The 18,659-nt window shown below is 58.5% G+C and carries 11 protein-coding genes and 1 pseudogene; 3 read left to right on the top strand and 9 right to left on the bottom strand.

Annotation, left to right across the window (positions count from 1 at the left end):
• Window positions 1-129 precede the first annotated feature (129 nt).
• Window positions 130-885: pseudogene (locus tag EOE18_RS12680) on the top strand (IS3 family transposase); the annotation flags it as partial.
• 220 nt (window positions 886-1,105) lie between these two features.
• On the opposite strand, the gene EOE18_RS12675 reads toward EOE18_RS12680, so the two are convergent.
• The 5 genes from EOE18_RS12675 to EOE18_RS12655 form a co-directional block, all read right to left on the bottom strand.
• Window positions 1,106-1,522 carry a hypothetical protein gene (locus EOE18_RS12675; RefSeq protein WP_127710060.1) on the bottom strand — a complete coding sequence of 139 codons (417 nt, stop codon included), beginning with the start codon at window positions 1,520-1,522 and terminating at the stop codon, window positions 1,106-1,108.
• Window positions 1,522-3,660 (bottom strand): hypothetical protein, encoded by a 2,139-nt coding sequence (locus tag EOE18_RS12670; protein ID WP_127710058.1) that lies wholly within the window; start codon window positions 3,658-3,660, stop codon window positions 1,522-1,524. The genes EOE18_RS12675 and EOE18_RS12670 overlap by 1 nt, the downstream gene beginning before the upstream one ends.
• Window positions 3,657-5,090 carry a site-specific integrase gene (locus tag EOE18_RS12665; protein WP_127710056.1) on the bottom strand — a complete coding sequence of 478 codons (1,434 nt, stop codon included), beginning with the start codon at window positions 5,088-5,090 and terminating at the stop codon, window positions 3,657-3,659. The genes EOE18_RS12670 and EOE18_RS12665 overlap by 4 nt, the downstream gene beginning before the upstream one ends.
• A 9-nt stretch (window positions 5,091-5,099) precedes the next feature.
• A complete protein-coding gene (locus EOE18_RS12660; protein ID WP_127710054.1) occupies window positions 5,100-6,368 on the bottom strand; it encodes a site-specific integrase in 1,269 nt (422 codons plus the stop codon).
• 154 nt (window positions 6,369-6,522) lie between these two features.
• Complete coding sequence (locus EOE18_RS12655; RefSeq protein WP_425464294.1) at window positions 6,523-8,559, bottom strand: ribonucleoside-diphosphate reductase subunit alpha; 2,037 nt, start codon at window positions 8,557-8,559, stop codon at window positions 6,523-6,525.
• 595 nt (window positions 8,560-9,154) lie between these two features.
• Between EOE18_RS12655 and EOE18_RS12650 the strand changes: the two genes are divergently transcribed.
• Complete coding sequence (locus EOE18_RS12650; protein WP_127710052.1) at window positions 9,155-9,397, top strand: GlsB/YeaQ/YmgE family stress response membrane protein; 243 nt, start codon at window positions 9,155-9,157, stop codon at window positions 9,395-9,397.
• A gap of 66 nt (window positions 9,398-9,463) precedes the next feature.
• Here the strand turns inward: EOE18_RS12650 and EOE18_RS12645 are convergent, their stop codons facing one another.
• The gene (locus EOE18_RS12645) at window positions 9,464-10,177 is read right to left on the bottom strand and encodes a hypothetical protein (RefSeq protein ID WP_127710050.1); all 714 of its coding nucleotides are present in this window, start codon (window positions 10,175-10,177) and stop codon (window positions 9,464-9,466) included.
• A gap of 228 nt (window positions 10,178-10,405) precedes the next feature.
• On the opposite strand from EOE18_RS12645, the gene EOE18_RS12640 reads away from it, so the two are divergent.
• Window positions 10,406-12,709 carry a TonB-dependent receptor domain-containing protein gene (locus tag EOE18_RS12640; protein WP_127710048.1) on the top strand — a complete coding sequence of 768 codons (2,304 nt, stop codon included), beginning with the start codon at window positions 10,406-10,408 and terminating at the stop codon, window positions 12,707-12,709.
• 65 nt (window positions 12,710-12,774) lie between these two features.
• Here EOE18_RS12640 and gltX read toward each other — a convergent pair whose 3' ends face one another.
• The 3 genes from gltX to EOE18_RS12625 form a co-directional block, all read right to left on the bottom strand.
• Window positions 12,775-14,103 (bottom strand): glutamate--tRNA ligase, encoded by a 1,329-nt coding sequence (gene gltX, locus EOE18_RS12635; RefSeq protein ID WP_127710046.1) that lies wholly within the window; start codon window positions 14,101-14,103, stop codon window positions 12,775-12,777.
• 213 nt (window positions 14,104-14,316) lie between these two features.
• A complete protein-coding gene (locus EOE18_RS12630; RefSeq protein WP_127710044.1) occupies window positions 14,317-15,978 on the bottom strand; it encodes an NAD+ synthase in 1,662 nt (553 codons plus the stop codon).
• 90 nt (window positions 15,979-16,068) lie between these two features.
• Window positions 16,069-18,531, bottom strand: a complete 2,463-nt coding sequence (locus EOE18_RS12625; RefSeq protein ID WP_127710042.1) for a TonB-dependent receptor — start codon at window positions 18,529-18,531, stop codon at window positions 16,069-16,071.
• Window positions 18,532-18,659: the final 128 nt, after the last annotated feature.

Below are 18,659 nucleotides of genomic sequence, written 5' to 3'. Positions count from 1 at the left end.
CAGTACATCAACGGCTTCTACAACCCACGTAGGCGCCATTCATATCTGGGCGGCATCAGCCCCCTCGCATTCGAGGCCAAGGTGGCATAGTGAGATAGGTGACCGGCACAAAGCCGTTACAAGTCCACCATCCGCGACGCCATGAAGGAGGTCGCGGGCAGGCGTCGTCGCTTCGGCTACCGGCGGATCGGCGTGATGCTTGAACGCCAGGGGATGATTATGAACCACAAGAAGCTCTACCGGCTTTATCGGGAGGAAGGCTTGTCGGTGCGCCGGCGCCGTGGCCGCAAACGGGCGCGGGGCAGCCGCACACCGATGCCTGTGCCGCTGGCTCCTGGCGCGCGCTGGTCGATGGACTTTGTGTCCGATACCTTCGGCGCCTCACGCAAGTTCCGGATTCTGGCCATCAATGATGACTGCTGCCGGGAAAATCTGTGCCTGGTAGCCGATACCAGCATATCCGGTGCGCGCGTTGCGCGCGAACTCGACACGCTGGTGCGGCTCTATGGCAAACCGGCCTGCATTGTCAGCGACAATGGGACCGAGTTCACCAGTCGGGCCATCCTGGAATGGGCGGCCAAGAACCAGATAGAATGGCACTACATCGACCCCGGTAAGCCCCAGCAGAACGGGTTCATCGAGTCCTTCAACGGCTCGCTACGCGATGAGTTGCTCAATGAGGAGCTGTTCGACAGCCTGGCCGATGCTCGCCGGAAGCTGGCCATCTGGCGCTACGATTACAACCATGTCCGGCCCCACTCGTCGTTAGGAAATCGGACGCCTGCACAAGCGCGTCGAGCGTTCGAGCAGGACGAAGCCATCACGCCCGACGCGCTTGCGCAGGCGCAGGGCACATCGTATTTAACCGCTAGGCTCTCGTTATGACTGAGGGATCATCGGGGGGCAGGTCAGCTTGAATAGCTCCACGCTGATCCTGCATCTTCATAAACCATTGAGCACCAATCGCGACAGTTGACAGTGTTGACAAGGTTTTAGCGGGCGGGCGTAATCCAAGCGCCAAGACTGTCCATGCGTGCCAAGCCCGACCACTCTCTCACGCCAAGCATGGTCAAAAGCGATGCCATCAGCAGGAAATACAGAGGCCCTACTTGGACGGTCTACTCAACTTTGCTTCGAGCTGGGAACGCTTGAGGCCATGGCGTTCAGCATTGTACTGCCAACGCTTGAACTGCTCAATGAGGTTATTGTTCCGCTCCCGTTCCACCGCAAGTTGATCACGAGCCTCATCAAGCTTCCGTCGAAGTTGCGCAACAATCGATCGCCCTTGCCCGCGCTCGCCTACTTCTTTCACTTCCTGCGCCAAACGACGACGCGCTTGGTTCCAGGCTTCCTTTATTCTCGCGTGCTTCAGAATCGCCACCTTCGAGTAGACGTGGCCATGCCCAAGTTCGAGTGCCAACTGACGCAGAAACAGGTCCCAGGTTAGTTTGGTGGTCCAACCTGCAAGGATAATTACTGCTAAATCAACGTCATTTGGCTTCAAATGAGGAGCTCCAGCCATCAGTTCAGCTCTCCGTCCGGCCACAAGTCCAGCAAATCATCATCTTCAAAATCGTTGTTTTCCGCCACCTCCGCATCGGCTGAAGCTTCTTGTGCGCGGATAGCAGCAGACAGGCCGGCCTTTGTTTGGGGTTTCAACGTCGGTGGCAATGTGATCAATGTGCCATCTTCAATGGCCGGATCTGTCATACGATCAATTGCCATTTGCCAGCGGCTTGCTTTCTCATTGTGTAAGTCCACCCAGCGCTTGGCGCCATAGCGCCCGCCCTCCACTGCGTTCTGCGCTAACTTCGCTGCATTTCGCACGACCGCCAGCTGCAGCTCCGCCTCTTTCAAGTGGGCTGCATTACCCTTAATAAACGTGTTCTCACCACACCGAATACAGTCTTTATCCTTCGGGCAAGGCATCAATGAGTAATCATGGCGACAAAGCCCATATCGGGTGGTGATCGTAGACCCTACTTCCAACCGAAGTGCCGTATTTCGAGATATTGACTCTTTCCTCATGCGGCCTTCAATCTTTTCCGCCAGCGGCCCTACAACCTTGATGTCCTGCGGCGCAGCATCGTCCAAGATGAGAAACGCCTCAATGAAGGCCTCCTGAGGAACATGATTGTACGAGGAATTTTGCTTGACGCTCTTTCGACCAGACCAAAACGCGATAAGTTCCTGCGACAAATATTTCGATTGCACTAAAGTATTCAGCAAGTGTCTGGGCTGGTGCGTATTCATACGCCATGGCTCTTCAGTTTCTGGATCCACGAGCCTATTTCTTGAGAATACGGTGATACCGCTCGGCTTTGAACCAAGTTCGTGTTTTATCTGTGAGTAAGTGAAATATCTTGGAATGTAATGGTTCGTGCACGCGCCTTGACGCATCACCTCATCGGGAAGACAAAATAGAGCGTCACTTCCCTTCAAGCCATTTCGCGGATCGATGAAGGGAAACGAGTCAGGTAGTTCCCGAAGAGCGTAATCCTGAAGCGACGCGAACGTCACCAGCACATATTTTCTGCCGAGGCGGCGCTCAGGGTGAGCACGGCGCTCATCGACAGTCCATCCGCACCTAATTAGCGCACGATCTGCACTCGAACACTGCTGGATCGGCATACTGCGACCCATGATCTGAGCGGCTTCCCACAAAGTTAGCGGTTGACCGCGAAGATGTTCAAATCCCGGCGGCAGATAAAGCTGACCTGGATTTTCTTCATACCATTTGTGGGCGATACGGCTCTTCTCTCCTATAGATTTGAGGCGACTGATCGCTATTTTCGCAATCTGAGCGTTTTCAGGTGTAACAGCAAACTTAGTCATCGCTGCGCCATCTTTGAGAGGACGCCAACTCAACCCATAGACCCCGTCCATCTCAGTTTCACAATTGACGGGCAGTCCTAGGACTTCTGTCACACGTGAAGGCGCGAACATAGCAAGTGCGAACCACCCAGTTACGATTTGGTCAGGAATATAGTCACTGCCATGAAACACCGATGCCAGGTCGAAAACCGCCTTTAGGTTGGGAAGTTTGTCTACGCGTCCTCGTGCACCATCGCTGTTCACCCGATCATTTCTGACCGGTGCTTTGTATGCGATAGAAGTTTTCCATGAGATTGGTAGCTTAGTAATCTGGGCGGGCGCAATGACATTAACAATAAGCCGTTCGATCAGTCGTCCATACTTCCAAGCATCCCTGTAATGCTCAATCAATATGGCCTGAGCTCGGTCAATTATACATGGGGTTATATCTCCCACATTCGGCATTATGCCAAGATCACAGAAAGCCTTCTCAATAACTCGCAAAGCACTAACCATTGAGCCTGGTCCATTTTCTTTATTTATTCGAAGATGCTCTACAAGCATTGCCTTTGCCGCGCTCAAATATGGCTCCCTTAGATCAACCGCATCGGCAGAACGGTTTCCTCGCCGTGCCGTATCAAAATTAGTAAAATGAACGACAAGGCCTGGCGGGTTTGAGCTTGCTTTGGAGAAAAATGGACGAAGGTCCCAAGAGTTTTCATCCCAGTTGACAGCATTTGGTCCATGAAAAAATTTGTAAGTGCGAGCATGGGCGATGAACTCTACTAGGTTCCGATCTGCGCCAAACTCCTGCCGCCCTACGAATGGAATGATCATAGCTGTCATAATACCACCGAATCCTTCCGCTCGGCGATGATGTCATCGACGGCATCAATCTGTTCCTGTGTGATATTTCGAATGCGATCGCTTTTCTCTGTGTCGCGATCCTTCACCAAAACTGCGCGCAGCGCCTCCCAAGGCGCTTCCCTGAACGGTTCGAATTTGTTGCAAGTCAGACAACCCCTCGGCGCGTCTTGATGGCATTTCGCGCGCGTGCCGCAGGCCCCAAGATCCTGGCCATTTAGATGCTCATACGCAGTGATTAATGCGTCTTCATCCCCCTTTCGCGTGGCATCCTCGAGACTTTCGATCAACCGGCCTTGGAAAGCGCGGGCAAAAATCGTCATTTCGCCGCCGATTGCTTCGCCGATAGGAGCCTGCAAGGACGGCATCGCCGCTCGGTAGTAGCGGACACAGTGAAGAGACGTATGGGTAAGCAGGCGCGCAACTTCCTCGTCTCGGGCCCCGAACGCAATTGCCCTTGTCCCCAACGTGTAGCGGAAACGGTAAGGGAAGAGCGGAATAGGTCCCTTCAATCGATCGGAATACGTCTGCAGAATTTGAAATACAGCACCAAGGGCGCTGCTTACCTTTGCTGACGTGCTGAAAAAGAGAGGCGAATCAGGGGATGCATTAGCCATTATAGGCGTTTTCAAATAGTTAATGAGAACTTCAGCGAGTTGAGTCGGACACTTCCTCCGCCACCGAGTGCTTTTCGTTGCCTCCCTTGTCTTCGCTATGGTGATCAGAAGAGTCATTTCAATGCCTTCAGGACCAACGATGCTGACTACATCCTTCACTTTCATCCGCGCAATTTGGATGGGACGAACACCAGTGGCGATCAGGAAGAAGCAGAGTGCCCATTGCTTCGTGGAGATTTCTCCAGTCGCGTATGCGCGGTTGAGCGCTTGATATACGCTATGCAATTCCTGCTCCGTGAATGCACCACGCTTAGGGTCGTTTGCAATAAGCGAAAAATACCAGCCGTTGCCTTTGTCCTCCCATTTTTCAGGCTGCGACAGGAAACTGGCTATTTGGGGATCGAGCCCGGGTAAGCGGCGTTGGACCCAGTGGTTCAAGACTGCTTGAATGAAGGGCCAAGTGGAAACTGGGCGATGCTGTGGGTAATCCTCGAAATGATCAAGATTGAGGGTGCAGGGTAGGCCCTTAGAACTTTTTGCAAGGTGCTCCACAATGAAACTAAAGTTCCGCAGACACTCGCTCGCGTACGCCAGGGAGTGCGTCGACAATAGGCTGATGAGAACCTCAGCTAACGAGTCGTGCCACTCGAATCCCGGAATACGCCAAGAATAGTCAAATCGATGCCTACCCTGATCACTATCTAAAAAATTAACACCGCACAGGTCGATAGTAACCATTCTTCCGTCCATCAGGCGGATTTTTCGAGTTTCTAATAGATCAATCAACGTTCTCATGCGCGTATTTTACTCGTTATTCATATTTATTTCATTCATCATCTCTTGTGCTAGACGATCGGAGCGCTCCCTTATGTGGCGGCGATTATACCGAGCTGCTTGCCTAGAATTCTCAGACCATCCCATAAGACGAATTCGAATTTGAGCTTCCTGCTCAGGCGAGTAGCGCTTTTCTTCTGGGAGACGGTCGATTTTCACGCTTAGAATATGGTTCCACGCACGCCGCATCGTGTGTGGAGTGACATTCCAAGGCTGTGGTCCTATGATCTTGCGAACGGCCAAAAAGATGCGGTTGAGGAATTTTCCGCTAGTAAGCGCCTGCCCTTTCACATCAGTAAACAGCGCACCATTGCGATGGGCATCGCAACCTTCAGGCAAATTTAGCCAGTATTCATTAAAGAAATGATCAAATGCGTCAGCCGTATCTCTAATAATTGGAACAGTTCTCGCAACAGTCTTTGATTGAAAAATAGAAAATCTATATTTCGATACAGAAATGCTATCAGTAGCCGCCGAAGATACTTCTCCGCGACGCGCGCCCGTGTCGAATAGTAGGCGCCATGCTAGATAATTCCTCCACCGAACGAAAGACGCTGAGAAAGGATTGTCTGCCGAATCTGGATGCAAAACCCCTTCGATGCGCCTGAGGATTTCGATGTCGGGAGCTTCGAGCAATTCGTCGTCGTGCCATCGAAATGATGACGAAGGCGCCTTCGCGCGAAGTTCGGCAATCGAAGCTTTCGCCGACTCGTTCAGGTGCGATTCGACCGCAGACAGCTTCCGGTTGTCGAACCGGCGCCGACGATGCCATTCTGCATAATTTGCAAGCCAGCGGATTCTGTTACCCATTTCAATCGCAGTAGCGGTCGCCGTCTTTTCGTTGTCGGGAGAACCCAGGCCAAACCTCTTTCCGCTCGAAACAACATTGCGGGTCACTCCGGCAATCGACGCTTGGTACTCGGCGTTTTGCCGCGCCGCGTTGAGGCCAAGGAAGCGCACGAGGTCGATGACATCTGAGGTGTTGAGAAATAGGCCTTCGGACAACTCAACGTCCAAATCTTTACCAACTGTTTCAGCCCACATTTTTGCCATTCCGATGGCACGAAGGACCTTGTCGATGGTGTGAGCGGACCGGCCCATCAGGTCGTAATTTATGGTCGCGTACAGGTTGGGATAGTAGTGCGGTGCTGGTGACCCATTGGAATCGGTGATGACTACAACCCAAGCCTTGCCGTCACCCGTTGAGTTTCGAAATTTGCGGATGCGAAATGCGGGCATGTTTACGGTTCTTAACGTGTCCACGTAACGGCACCTTGCTGGGCGGACTAAGTTACTCCTCCTTTGCACCGCGCGCCACGAAAACGGGCTGGGAATCCTGCGATCCTAGCCCGTATCTCTTGCTCAAAAGTTTACGTCTCCGCGGGATGTCCGTCTATTGGCAAGCGAGGCATTCCTCGTAATCTGTGGTGGCCAGTTCGATCTTGGGCGCAACAGCGGTGTTATCCGCCTCCACCCCGCCAGCGAAACCGGCGCGCTGGATCGACTTGGAACGCAGGTAATAGAGCGACTTGATGCCCTTTTCCCATGCCTGGAAATGCAGCATCATCAGATCCCACTTGTCCACGTCCGCAGGGATATAGAGGTTCAGCGACTGGGCCTGATCGATGAAGGGTGTGCGATCGGCGGCGAATTCGAGCAGCCAGCGCTGGTCGATTTCAAAGCTGGTCTTGTAGGTAGCCTTTTCATCGGGCGACAGGAAATCCAGATGCTGGACCGAGCCGCCATGCTCCAGAATCGAGTTCCACACATTGGTGGAATCCTTGCTCTTTTCCGCCAGCAGCTTCTTCAGATAGGGATTCTTGATCACAAAGCTGCCCGAAAGCGTCTTATGGGTGTAGATATTGGCCGGAATAGGCTCGATACAGGCGCTGGTGCCGCCGCAGATGATGGAAATCGAGGCGGTGGGCGCAATCGCCATCTTGCAGCTGAAACGCTGCATCACGCCCATTTCCGCCGCATCGGGGCATGCCCCGCGCTCTTGCGCCAACAGGATGCTCGCCTCGTCCGCCTTGCTGGCGACATGCTTGAACATCTTGAGGTTCCACGCCTTGGCCATCGCGCTTTCAAAGGGAATGCCCTTCAATTGCAGGAACGAGTGGAAGCCCATCACGCCCATGCCCACGCTGCGTTCGCGCATGGCGGCATATTTGGCGCGCGACATTTCATTGGGCGCGCGGTCGATATAGTCCTGCAGCACATTGTCGAGGAAGCGCAAAACGTCCTCGATAAAGCGCTTGTCGCCGTTCCACTGGTCCCAGGTTTCCAGATTGAGCGAGGACAGGCAGCACACGGCAGTGCGATCATTGCCCAGATGGTCACGGCCGGTGGGCAGGGTGATTTCGCTGCACAAGTTCGAGGTGTAAACCTTCAGGCCGAGATCGCGGTGATGCTGCGGCATCATGCGGTTCACCGTGTCGGAGAAGACCAGATAGGGCTCGCCCGTGGCCAGACGCACTTCGACCAGCTTCTGGAACAGGCTGCGCGCATCGACCTTGCCGCGCACGCTGCCATCCTTGGGGCTCTTCAGCTCGAACTCGCGGCCATCGCGCACGGCCTGCATGAATTCGTCGGTGATCAACACGCCATGGTGCAGGTTCAGCGCCTTGCGGTTGAAGTCGCCGCTGGTCTTGCGGATTTCTAGGAATTCCTCGATTTCGGGATGCGACACGTCCAGATAGACCGCCGCCGAACCACGGCGCAGCGAGCCCTGGCTGATCGCCAGTGTCAGCGAGTCCATCACGCGCACGAAGGGGATAATGCCGCTGGTCTTGCCGTTGAGGCCCACCGCCTCGCCAATGCCGCGCACCTTGCCCCAATAGGTGCCGATGCCGCCGCCGCGCGAGGCCAGCCACACATTCTCGTTCCAGGTGTTGACGATGCCTTCCAGGCTGTCTTCCACCGTGTTGAGATAGCAGGAGATCGGCAGGCCGCGACCCGTGCCGCCATTGGACAGCACCGGCGTCGCGGGCATGAACCACAGGCGGCTGATGTAATCATACAGGCGCTGGGCATGGGCCTGATCGTCGGCATAGGCATCGGCCACGCGGGCGAAGAGATCCTGATAGGTCTCGTCGGGCAGCAGATAGCGGTCGTCCAGCGTTTCCTTGCCGAAATCGGTCAGAAGCGCATCGCGCGCGGGATCGGTGACGATCTTGAACCGGCGCGGGTTGATCTTCTTGGAATCGGAAACCGGCGCCTCGGGCGCGGCGGTTACAGTTGCGGCCACCAACAGGTCGGCCAGCGCGGTATCACTCTTGTCATTCATCGGCATAGCCGGGCGTTGGCCCGCCTCCTTGGTCTGGTCCGTTTGAGCCATGGCTGCGGCATCCTCTTGGCCAGCTGCGCCTTGCGCGCCGGTCGTCAACAAGGTTTCCATCGGCCTTTGCCCATCAGAATCGTTCAAATCCATTTCGCGCCCACCTTTGTCCGCCCCAAATGCCTCCTCCACACCGGCCCGACTTGCGCCAAAGGCGGGACGGACAGGCACAAAGGCTTCACCCCGGGCATCGCGCCAAGGGAAACCGGCAATCTCCACGCCCCTTGCGTGACCCATCGCCACAGCGCCGATTGGCGCCCGTTTCCCTTTGCAAATGCCCCGAAATTCCTTGGCCAGTCCCGCGCCACCGCCACCATGAACCGGCCCTGGCACTATAATCGCGCCGAACCGGAAAAGCTAGGTATTGGTGGCAGAGGGTTGCGCTGACCACTACCCCTTGTGCGCAATGCGCCGTGATCACGCAAGTAGGCGTTTGTGCGGAAGCCACAGTTTTGGACTTTTCACCCTGAGCGCGCCAAGCCCGCGCGACGCGCCAGAAATGCTTGGGTCGCGGGTCGCGCAAGGGGCTAAATGGGCAAAGGCGGGAAATATTTCTCCACATCTGTGTTCTGGAATTGGGCACCGGATCGGATGTTTCGACAGGCCGGTGATTCCCTCCCGCGCCCTCTTGCCCACCGCGCCAACGTGTCTTATCCTGATAAAACACCTGCAACCGGAAACCACGCCTATGTTCCGCATTCTTGGCACATTGATGTCCGGCCTGTTCATCGGCCTCGTCGCGCGCTGGCTCTATCCCGGCTTTGTGCCGATGGGCGTGGGCATGACCATTTTGCTGGGCATGGGCGGATCGCTCTTTGCCGAAATGGTCGCCAATCGCGGCGTCTATGGCCCGCCGCGCCCTGCGGGCTGCCTTGCCTCGGTGGTGGGGGCGCTGGCGCTGATCTTTATCGGGCGCCATCTGGGCTGGTAACACAAAGGGGCAAGGCGCCTGTGAGAGTGCGCGCCCTGCCCCGATGCTCCATGGCTGTTGGCCCGATCAGGCCATCTGGTCGATGATCAGCCCGTTGGTGCTGGCGCTCTGGCTGGTTGCGGTGGCGGCGGCGCTGTCGCTGACCGAATAGGTGCCATTGTTCTTCGCCAAGCCTTCGCGCAGCTTTTTCAGCGCGGCGAGCAAGGATGCCATTTCGTCAGCCGCCGTGCTGCCGCTGGTGCCAGAAGTGCTGCTCGATGACGCGGTGCTGCTGGACGAACTGCTGGTTGCCGAGACCGAATCATCGGAATCACCATCCGAATCCGATGGCGGCGGCGGAGGAGGCGGCCCCATCGGCCCCTGCATACCGGCAGCCCCCCAAGCCTCCAGCGCGTCGATCGTACTGGTGCTATCGGTGCTGGTCGATGCATCCGAACTGGCGGCCTCACTGCCACTCGATCCGCTGCCGGAAGCCCCCCCGGGTCCCTGCGCGAACAAAGCTTCCAGTTCGGAGGCCTGATCCTCGGTCAAAGTGCCATTGCTGACCTGTTCATCGATCAGCGAATCCACCCGCGTCTTCATATCCGAAGGCGACAGGCGGTTGCCGGTGCCCGACGAGGCCGAGTCCGACAAGGAAGCATCAATCGAATCCAGCGCGGTGGAAAAAGCGCTGGCATCCTCCTCGCTGATCGAACCCGACGTCACCGCCGAAGCGATACGCTGGTTCATATCCGCGCGGGGCGAATGATGGGCATTGGAAGAAATAGACAAAGACGACATAAGCGACTCCTAACCTTACAGGACAGGCGTCGCACCCAGGGCGCTTATGACGAAACGTGGTAAATACAGCGCTTACCGCCCATTGCGTAATGACCACGGGATTTTGCCTGACGCATAGGTCATCATACCGTCATCCTTGTCAAAAAAGCGCCTTCAAACCGCCGCCACGCCGTCACACAGCCCCGCTAGGCCGCCCCCGATATCCAAAGACGACCAACAGGGGGTCCCATGCGTCGCTTCAGTCTCGTTCTGCTTGCCACCACCAGCCTTGCGCCTATCGCCGCACAGGCGGCCGACACCACCGCCGAGGCCCCCGTGGCAGAAGCCGCGATGGAAACCGAAGCCATTGTCGTGGTCGGCAAGGGCGAGGTGCGTCAGGCCCAAACGCTTTCCACCCGCGATCTGGCGGTGCTGGCGCCGGGCACCAGCCCGTTGAAGGCGATTGAAAACCTGCCCAGCGTCAATTTCCAGTCGGCCGACCCTTTCGGTTCCTATGAATGGGCGCAGCGCGTGTCGATCCGCGGCTTTAACCAGAACCAGCTGGGCTTCACGCTGGACGGCATTCCGCTGGGCGATGCTTCCTATGGCAATCTGAACGGTATGCATATCAGCCGCGCCGCCATCACCGAAAACCTCGCCTCCACCCGCGTGACGCAGGGCGCGGGCGCGGTGGGCACGCAGGCCACCAACAATCTGGGCGGCACGGTGGAATTTGCCAGCCTTGATCCGGTGGACCATTTCGCGGTCGATCTGGGCGGCACCTATGGCAGCTTCAACGCGGTTCGCGGCTTTATCCGCGTCAATGCCGGTTCGGCCAATGGCCTTCGCACCTATGTCTCCTATGCCTACAACGGCACCGACAAGTGGAAGGGCTATGGCCAGCAGCGCCAGCACATGGTCAATGCCAAGGCCGTGCTGCCCCTCGGCAAGACCGACCTGTCGGCCTATGCCAGCTATTCGGACCGCCGCGAGGTGGACTATCAGGACATGAGCCTCGAAATGCTGGGCCGTCTGGGCTATAATTGGGACAATCTGTCGAACAATTACGCTCTGGCGGTAAAGGTGGCCGATGTGGCCGCCAACAATGGCTATTCGGGCGCCACGGCCACCAATGCTGCTGCTGGCACCGCATGGCCCTCGCCCATGACCAGCGCGGATGACGCCTATTATTCGGGCGGCGGCCTGCGCAAGGATACGTTGCTGTGGCTGGGTTCCAAGAGCGCGATCGGCAGCAATTTCACGCTGGAATCCAAGGCCTATTACCACAATAACAAGGGCCGTGGCCTATGGTGGACACCCTATGTCAACAGCCCCAATGGCGTGCCGCTCTCGCTGCGCACCACTGAATATGGCATCAACCGCACCGGCTATTTCGCCAATCTGTCGGGCGATCTGGGCAATCACCACGTCGCCCTTGGCGGTTGGTGGGAGCATAATGGCTTTAACCAGGCCCGCCGCTATTACGCTGTGGCCAGCCGGACCGATGCAGGCCAGGGCCTGCTCGATTGGCCGGTGAACCCGTTCTATACCCAGTGGGAATTCAAATTCGCCACCGAAACCCTGCAATATCACGTGCAGGACACGATCAAGCTCGACGCCCTGACCATCAATCTGGGCTGGAAGGGCTTCAATGTCATCAACAAGGCTACCCCGCTGATTTCGGGTGGACGCGCTTCGGGTCGCATCGCCGCGCGTGACTGGTTCCAGCCGACCATTGGCGCCGCCTATAAGCTGGGCCAGAACGGCGAAGTCTATGCCGGTTTCGCCCAATCGACCCGCGCCTATCAGTCGGCCACCACGTCGGGTCCATTCTCCACCACGCAGATCGGCTTTGACTATATCAAGGACAAGCTGAAGCCGGAAAGCTCGGACACGTATGAGGCGGGCTATCGCTATGCCGACAGCAAGATCAACGCCACGCTGGGCGCTTATCTGACCAACTTCCACAACCGCCTGCTGGCGGTTTCCACCTCGGTTGGCATTCTGGGCACCGCCAGCACGCTGGCCAATGTGGGCGGCGTGCGTTCGGCAGGGATCGAGGCGCTGATCAATGCCAAGCTGGGCCATGGCTTCACCGGCACCTTGTCCTACAGCTATAATGACAGCACCTATCGCAACGATGTGGTGACCAACACCGGCACGGTGGTCAAAACCGCTGGAAAGACCACCGTGGACGCGCCCAAGAATCTGGCCCGCGCCGAACTGGCCTATGACAACAAGGTGGTGTTTGGCCGTCTGGCTGTGAACTATATGTCCAAACGCTATTTCACCTATACCAACGGCCTGAAAACCGACAGCGATGGTCTGGGCTATGTCGGCGGGCGCACCATGGTCGATGCCACCATCGGCTATCGCTGGGACAACAGCTTCACCGCTAAGCCGGTTGAGTTGCAGATCAACGCCACCAACCTGTTCGACGTGAAATATATCTCGTCGATCGGCACCAATGGCTTTGGCAATATGGGCGACAACCAGACCTTCATGGTCGGCGCACCGCGCGCGGTCTTCGCCACGATCAAGGCTGGTTTCTAAATAAAATCGCCGCGCCAATCCCTTTTGCATGAGGATTGGCGCGGCTTATATTTTCGGGGCAGGTTTTAGCCCCGCAACCGCGCCACCACCGCATCACGCCCGATCAAGGGCAAGAGCGCGCCCATATCCGGCCCATGCTCCATGCCGGTGATGGCCAGACGCAGCGGCAGGAACAAAGCCTTGCCCTTGCGGCCGGTGGCTTCCTTCAAAGCGCCGGTCAGTGCCGCCCATGGACCATTGGCCCAGTCCAGCCCTTCGGCCACATCGGCGGCTTGGGTCAGGAAGGCGCGCGTTTCTTCGTCCGCTTCGGGCGCGGTGATCGGGCCCTCGATCACGCCCCACCAATCGGCAGCTTCGGCCACGGTGTTGAGATTGGGACGGATCGCATCCCATGCCGCCTCGCCCAAACCTTCGGGCAGGCGATCGGCCACGGCGGCAAAGGGCAGGCGGTGGATGATGCCAGCATTGACGCGCGCCAGTTCGGCCTCGTCAAAACGTGCCGGAGCACGGCCAAAGCGGGAGAGGTTGAAACTCTCGCACAGTTCTTCCACGCTCAGCGCAGGATCCACCGGATCGCTGGTGCCAAGGCGGGCCAGCAGGCTGATGATCGCCTGCGGCTCGATCCCCTGTTCGCGCAATTCGGCCACGCCCAGCGAACCGAGGCGCTTCGACAGTTTGCCCTCGGTGCCGGTCAGCAGCGCGCTATGCGCAAAGGCAGGCACGGGAGCGCCCAAAGCGGTGAACATCTGCACCTGCGTGGCGGTGTTGGACACATGGTCTTCCCCGCGCAGGATTTGCGTGACGCCCATGTCGATATCGTCGATCACGGATGGCAGCATATAAAGCCAAGAGCCATCCGCGCGGCGGATCACCGGATCGGACATGGTGGCCGGATCAAAATTCTGCGCCCCGCGCACGCCATCGTCCCACGTGATCGGCTCGTCACGGTCCAGCAGGAAGCGCCAATGCGGTGCCTCGCCCGCTGCCGCCTTGGCCTCATGCTCAGCCTCGGTCAGCGCCAAAGCCGCGCGATCATAGATCGGGGGCAGGCCACGGCTGAGCAGCACCTTGCGCTTCAGGTCCAGCTCCTGCGCGGTTTCATAGCAGCGATAGACGCGGCCAGCCTCGACCAGCTTGGCAAATTGGCGCTCATAGATCGCAAAGCGGGCCGACTGCCGCTCCTCGCCCGCATAGGTCAGGCCCAGCCAGGCCAGATCGGCGCGGATGCCCTCCACATAATCCTCGCGGCTGCGGGCGGTGTCGGTATCATCAATGCGCAGCAGGAATTTGCCTCCCGCCTTTTGCGCCAGCATCCAGTTATGCAGCGCAGTGCGGATATTGCCGATGTGGAGCAGGCCGGTAGGGCTGGGCGCGAAGCGGGTTACGGTGGTCATGGCGCGCGCTATAGGCCGGATTGGCTGGGGGAGGCAAGACAAGCTGCCTCCGGCGGGCAAAGGGCGGGGGCCCTTTGCAATCCCTTCAATAGTATGGCGCAAGGCCAAACCGCCGGAGGCTAATATTTAAAGCCGCTTCGCGGATGAATATTAAAATCGGGATTGTTAAGGGCCCCCGCCCTTAACCCGCCGGAGGCACCTCAACCCTCAACCTCAAGCCGTTCGAAACGCCTGCGTAATCGGATACCTTCTATCCCGCCCGAAATTGCGGCTGCCCAGCTTTACGCCCGGAGGCGCTTGGCGGCGCTTGTATTCGGCCAGATGCAGCAGGCGCTCGATGCGGGCCACCACATCGCGGTCAAACCCTTCGGCCACCAGCTGCTCGACCGACTTTTCATGCTCGACCAGCCCCATCAGGATCGGGTCCAGCACGTCATAGGGCGGCAGGGAATCGCTGTCCTTCTGGTCGGGGCGCAGCTCGGCCGAGGGCGGCTTGGAGATGATGTTTTCCGGCATCACCGGCCCCTTGGGGCCAAGGCCGATGCGGGGGAAATGGCGGTTGCGCCATGCGGACAGGGCAAAGACGGTCTGCTTATAGGCGTCCTTCAGCGGATTATAGCCGCCGTTCATATCGCCATAGATCGTGGCATAGCCCACGCTCATCTCGCTCTTGTTGCCGGTGGTCAGCAACATCGGGCCGAATTTGTTCGACAGCGCCATCAGCGTCACGCCACGGATGCGGCTCTGGATATTTTCCTCGGTCAGATCCGGTGCGCGGCCAGCAAACACCGGCCCCAGCATCTCGTCATAGGCATTTACCGCAGGCACAATCGGCACGGTGTCATAACGCACGCCCAGCATTTGCGCGCATTCGGTAGCATCCACCAGACTTTCGGTGCTGGTGTAGCGGCTGGGCAGCATCACGCACCACACTTTATCCGCGCCCAAAGCGTCCACCGCAATCGCCGCCACCAGTGCCGAATCGATGCCGCCCGACAGGCCCAGCACCACGCCGGGGAAGCGGTTGCGCCCCACATAATCGCGCAAAGCCAGCACCATCGCGCTGTAAATGCCCTCATATTGCTCGGACTGCTGCTCGATCTCGCCACGGTCGCAACGCCAGCCGGTGGCGGTCTTGGTCCAGCGGGTGAGCACTTCCTGCTCCTCCCAATCCTTCATCTGCACCGCAAGGCCGCCATCGCCATTGACGACAAAGCTGGCCCCGTCGAACACCAGCTCGTCCTGCCCGCCCACGCGGTTGACATAGGCCAGCGGAACCCCCGTGGCCGAGGCGCGGCGCTTGGCCACGCCATCGATACGCAGGGCATCCTTGTCGATCTCATAGGGGCTGCCATTGGGGCAGAGGAAAATTTCCGCGCCGAAATCGGCCAGATGGCGGCAGACATTGGGGTGCCAGATGTCTTCGCAAATCGGCACGCCCAGCATGGTGCCACGGAAGATGATCGGTTCGGGCAGTGGACCGGGCGCGAACAGGCGCATTTCATCAAACGTGCCGTAATTGGGCAACTCATGCTTGAAACGGGTGGCCTGCACCTTGCCCTGATCCAGCAGCGCAACGCCATTATGCAGCGCGCCATCCTGCACAAACACGCTGCCCACCAGCATGGCGGGGCCTTTATGCGCGGTGGCCTGCGCCAGCTTCTGCAATTCGGCAGCGGCGCGTTCCACCAGACTGGGTTTCAGCACCAGATCCTCGGGCGGATAGCCGATCAGCTGCAATTCGGGGAAAGCAATCAGGTCTGCCCCTGCGGCGGCGGCACGTTCGCGTGCGGCCAGCATGGCGGCGGCATTACCGGACAGATCGCCCACAGACTGGTTCAATTGGGCGAGCGTGATCTTGAGCGTATCGGGCATAGGGCCTGTTTAGGAGGCGATTGCCGCTTGGGCAATCACCCATGGGCCAAAGGGCGGAAAAAGCACGAAGCCTCCCCCGCCCTCCTCGCTTTAGAACTGGAACTTCACCGTCGCGCCATAGGTGCGCGGATCGCCCAATTGTGCGGCGATCAGGCCGGTGTTGCCGCTGGCTACGGTCAGCAGTTCGATATAATTCGTGCCGGTCAGATTGCGGACCCAGCCGAAGACGTCGATCCCCTGATCCACGCGATAGCCCGCGCGGATGTTATGCAGTGCATAGCCATGGATCCACGTATAGGCCGAGAGCGAGGGGTTGGAGGAGAAGGCCGAACGGTAGGAACCGTCATAGCCGACATAGACCTCACCATCCTTGCCCAGCAGATGGGCAGGCAGATTATATTCCCCGCCCCAGCTATAGGCCCAGCGCGATACGCCCGGCAGGCGCTGGCCCGAAATGTTGCAGGAGGCGGGGCTGAGCGCGCCGGCCACGCCAGCCACACCCGGGGTCTGGGTGCCGGTCACCGTGGTGCCGCCCGACAGTTCCGGCGGGCAAGGCGCGGTGGTGAACTGGCGATATTTGGCGTCGGTATAGGCAGCATTGCCATAGACGTTAAACCGGTCGTTCAGGCGGAAGGAGGAGTCGATTTCCACGCCTTCGGTGCGCACCTTTTCGGCATTGGCCAGATAGCCGCGCAGCACGCCCAGCGCGCCATTGGTGACCTGCGCCTGATAATTGTCGATATCGGTGCGGAAAGCCGACAGGTTCAGCGTCAGCTTGCGGTTGAAGAACTGGCTCTTCACGCCCGCTTCCAGATGCTGCACCGATTCCGGCTTCACCGTGGCCGCCGCCAACAGCGGGTTGCCATTGGCATCGGAAGGCACGCCATTGAGATTGATGCCGCCCGATTTGAAGGTCTTGGAATAGGTGGCATAGGCGCGGATATCATCGGCCAGACGATAGGACAGGGTCAGATCGTAGCTGAAGTTCCAGTCGGAGAATTTGGGCGCGAATTGCTGTGATGCCAGCACGCCCGCCTGCGCGGAAAGCAGCGCATTGTTGGTGGAGCTGGTGAAAACCTGCGTGCCCGCGCCATTGGTCACAACCGAATTGTACCAGCCCTTTTTCTGGTCATAGTTCAGGCGGACGCCGGGCTGCACGGTGAAGCGGTCGGTCACTTTCCAGCTGGCCTGCGAATAAAGCGCAAGGCTGGTGTTGTTGAGGCGGATGTCATTCTTGGCGGTCAGGCCATTGAGAATGCCGCTGGAACCATTGGCGCAAGTGGCGGGGCTGGCATTGCAGGCCGCAGTAATCTGCGCGCTGGACAGCAGAAACACGCTGGCGGCTGCGCCTTGCTGTTGGGTGCCGGTGGTATGCACCGACTGGTTGAAAGCAAAGGCCCCGATCTGCAGATCGAGATTGCGGCTCGACAGGCCATAACGCAGTTCCTGCGTGAACTGGTTCTGCTTGCTGGGATTCTGGCTGAGCGAGGTGATCGGCAGGCCGGTGAAATCGCGGTCGTTCGACGGGTCCCAGTTCCAGAAGCGCCATGCGGTGATGCTGGTCACCGTGCCCTTGCCCACTTGCCACTTCACCTTGGCCGAGGCGCCGCCGGTGCTGTTCTTGGCGCGCAATTCGGTGTCCAGATCGGTCACGCGGTCATAGGGATTGGTGGAGGCGGGCTTGTAATTGAGCGCAGCGGCCAAAGCGGGGAACTGGCGGGCGGTGGCGCGCTGGGTGGCGCCATAGCCATAATAGACCGTGCCGCAGCAGATCGGGTTCTGGGTGTTGTAATCACCCGCCAGCGTCACATCGACAAGGCTGGAGGCGCGCCACAGCAACTGACCGCGCAGGCCGATATTGTCCTGCGACTGGGTCCAGACCTTGGAATTGGTGTTATAGACCGTGCCATTACGGCCGGTGGTGGAAACCGCCAAACGCGCCGCGACATTTTCGGACAGCGGGCCGGAAACCGCCAGCTTGGCCTGTTTGAAGCCATAATTGCCGAAAGAAACCTCGCCGCGACCTTCGAGTTCGAAGGTGGGCGCGCGGCTGGTGATATTGATGGCGCCAGCGGTGGTGTTCTTGCCATACAGCGTACCCTGTGGACCGCGCAGCACTTCCAACTGCTTTACGTCCAGAAAGTCAAACGTGCTGCTGGCGGCGCGGCTGTAATAGACATCATCCACATAGATGCCCACGCCCTGTTCGATACCATCATTGGTGAGGCCGAACGGCGCGCCAAGGCCGCGGATATTGGCGGCAGAATTGCGCGGGTTGGACGAATAGAATTGCAAGGTCGGCGCCAATTGCGTCAGGCGATTGACGTTGAAGGCACCGGTGCGCTCGATAGCATCGCCGCCGATGACGGAAATGGCCAGAGGCACGCTCTGCGCGGTTTCGGCGCGGCGGCGGGCGGTGACGGTGATGTCGGACTGGGCCGAGCCATCCTCGGCAGCGGCATTATCTTCGGCCACTCTCTCCGCCGCAACGGCGGGCGAGGTGGTGAGCAAAAGGCTGGCCACACCAGCGAGCAGAACGGGACGCTTGCGCATCGATAATTTCCTTGCACCAAAGGCCGGTCAGGCTGGACCGGCGGAAAAATGACGAAGGGCGCCCGCACAAACCATGTCTTTCAGGCAGGGGGCATCGGGCGCAAAATCGCGCCTTTTCCTGCACTTTG

The sequence above is a fragment of the Novosphingobium umbonatum genome (genome assembly GCF_004005905.1).
Classification (GTDB): Bacteria; Pseudomonadota; Alphaproteobacteria; order Sphingomonadales; family Sphingomonadaceae; genus Novosphingobium; species Novosphingobium umbonatum.
This window is presented reverse-complemented; position numbering and strand designations above follow the sequence as displayed.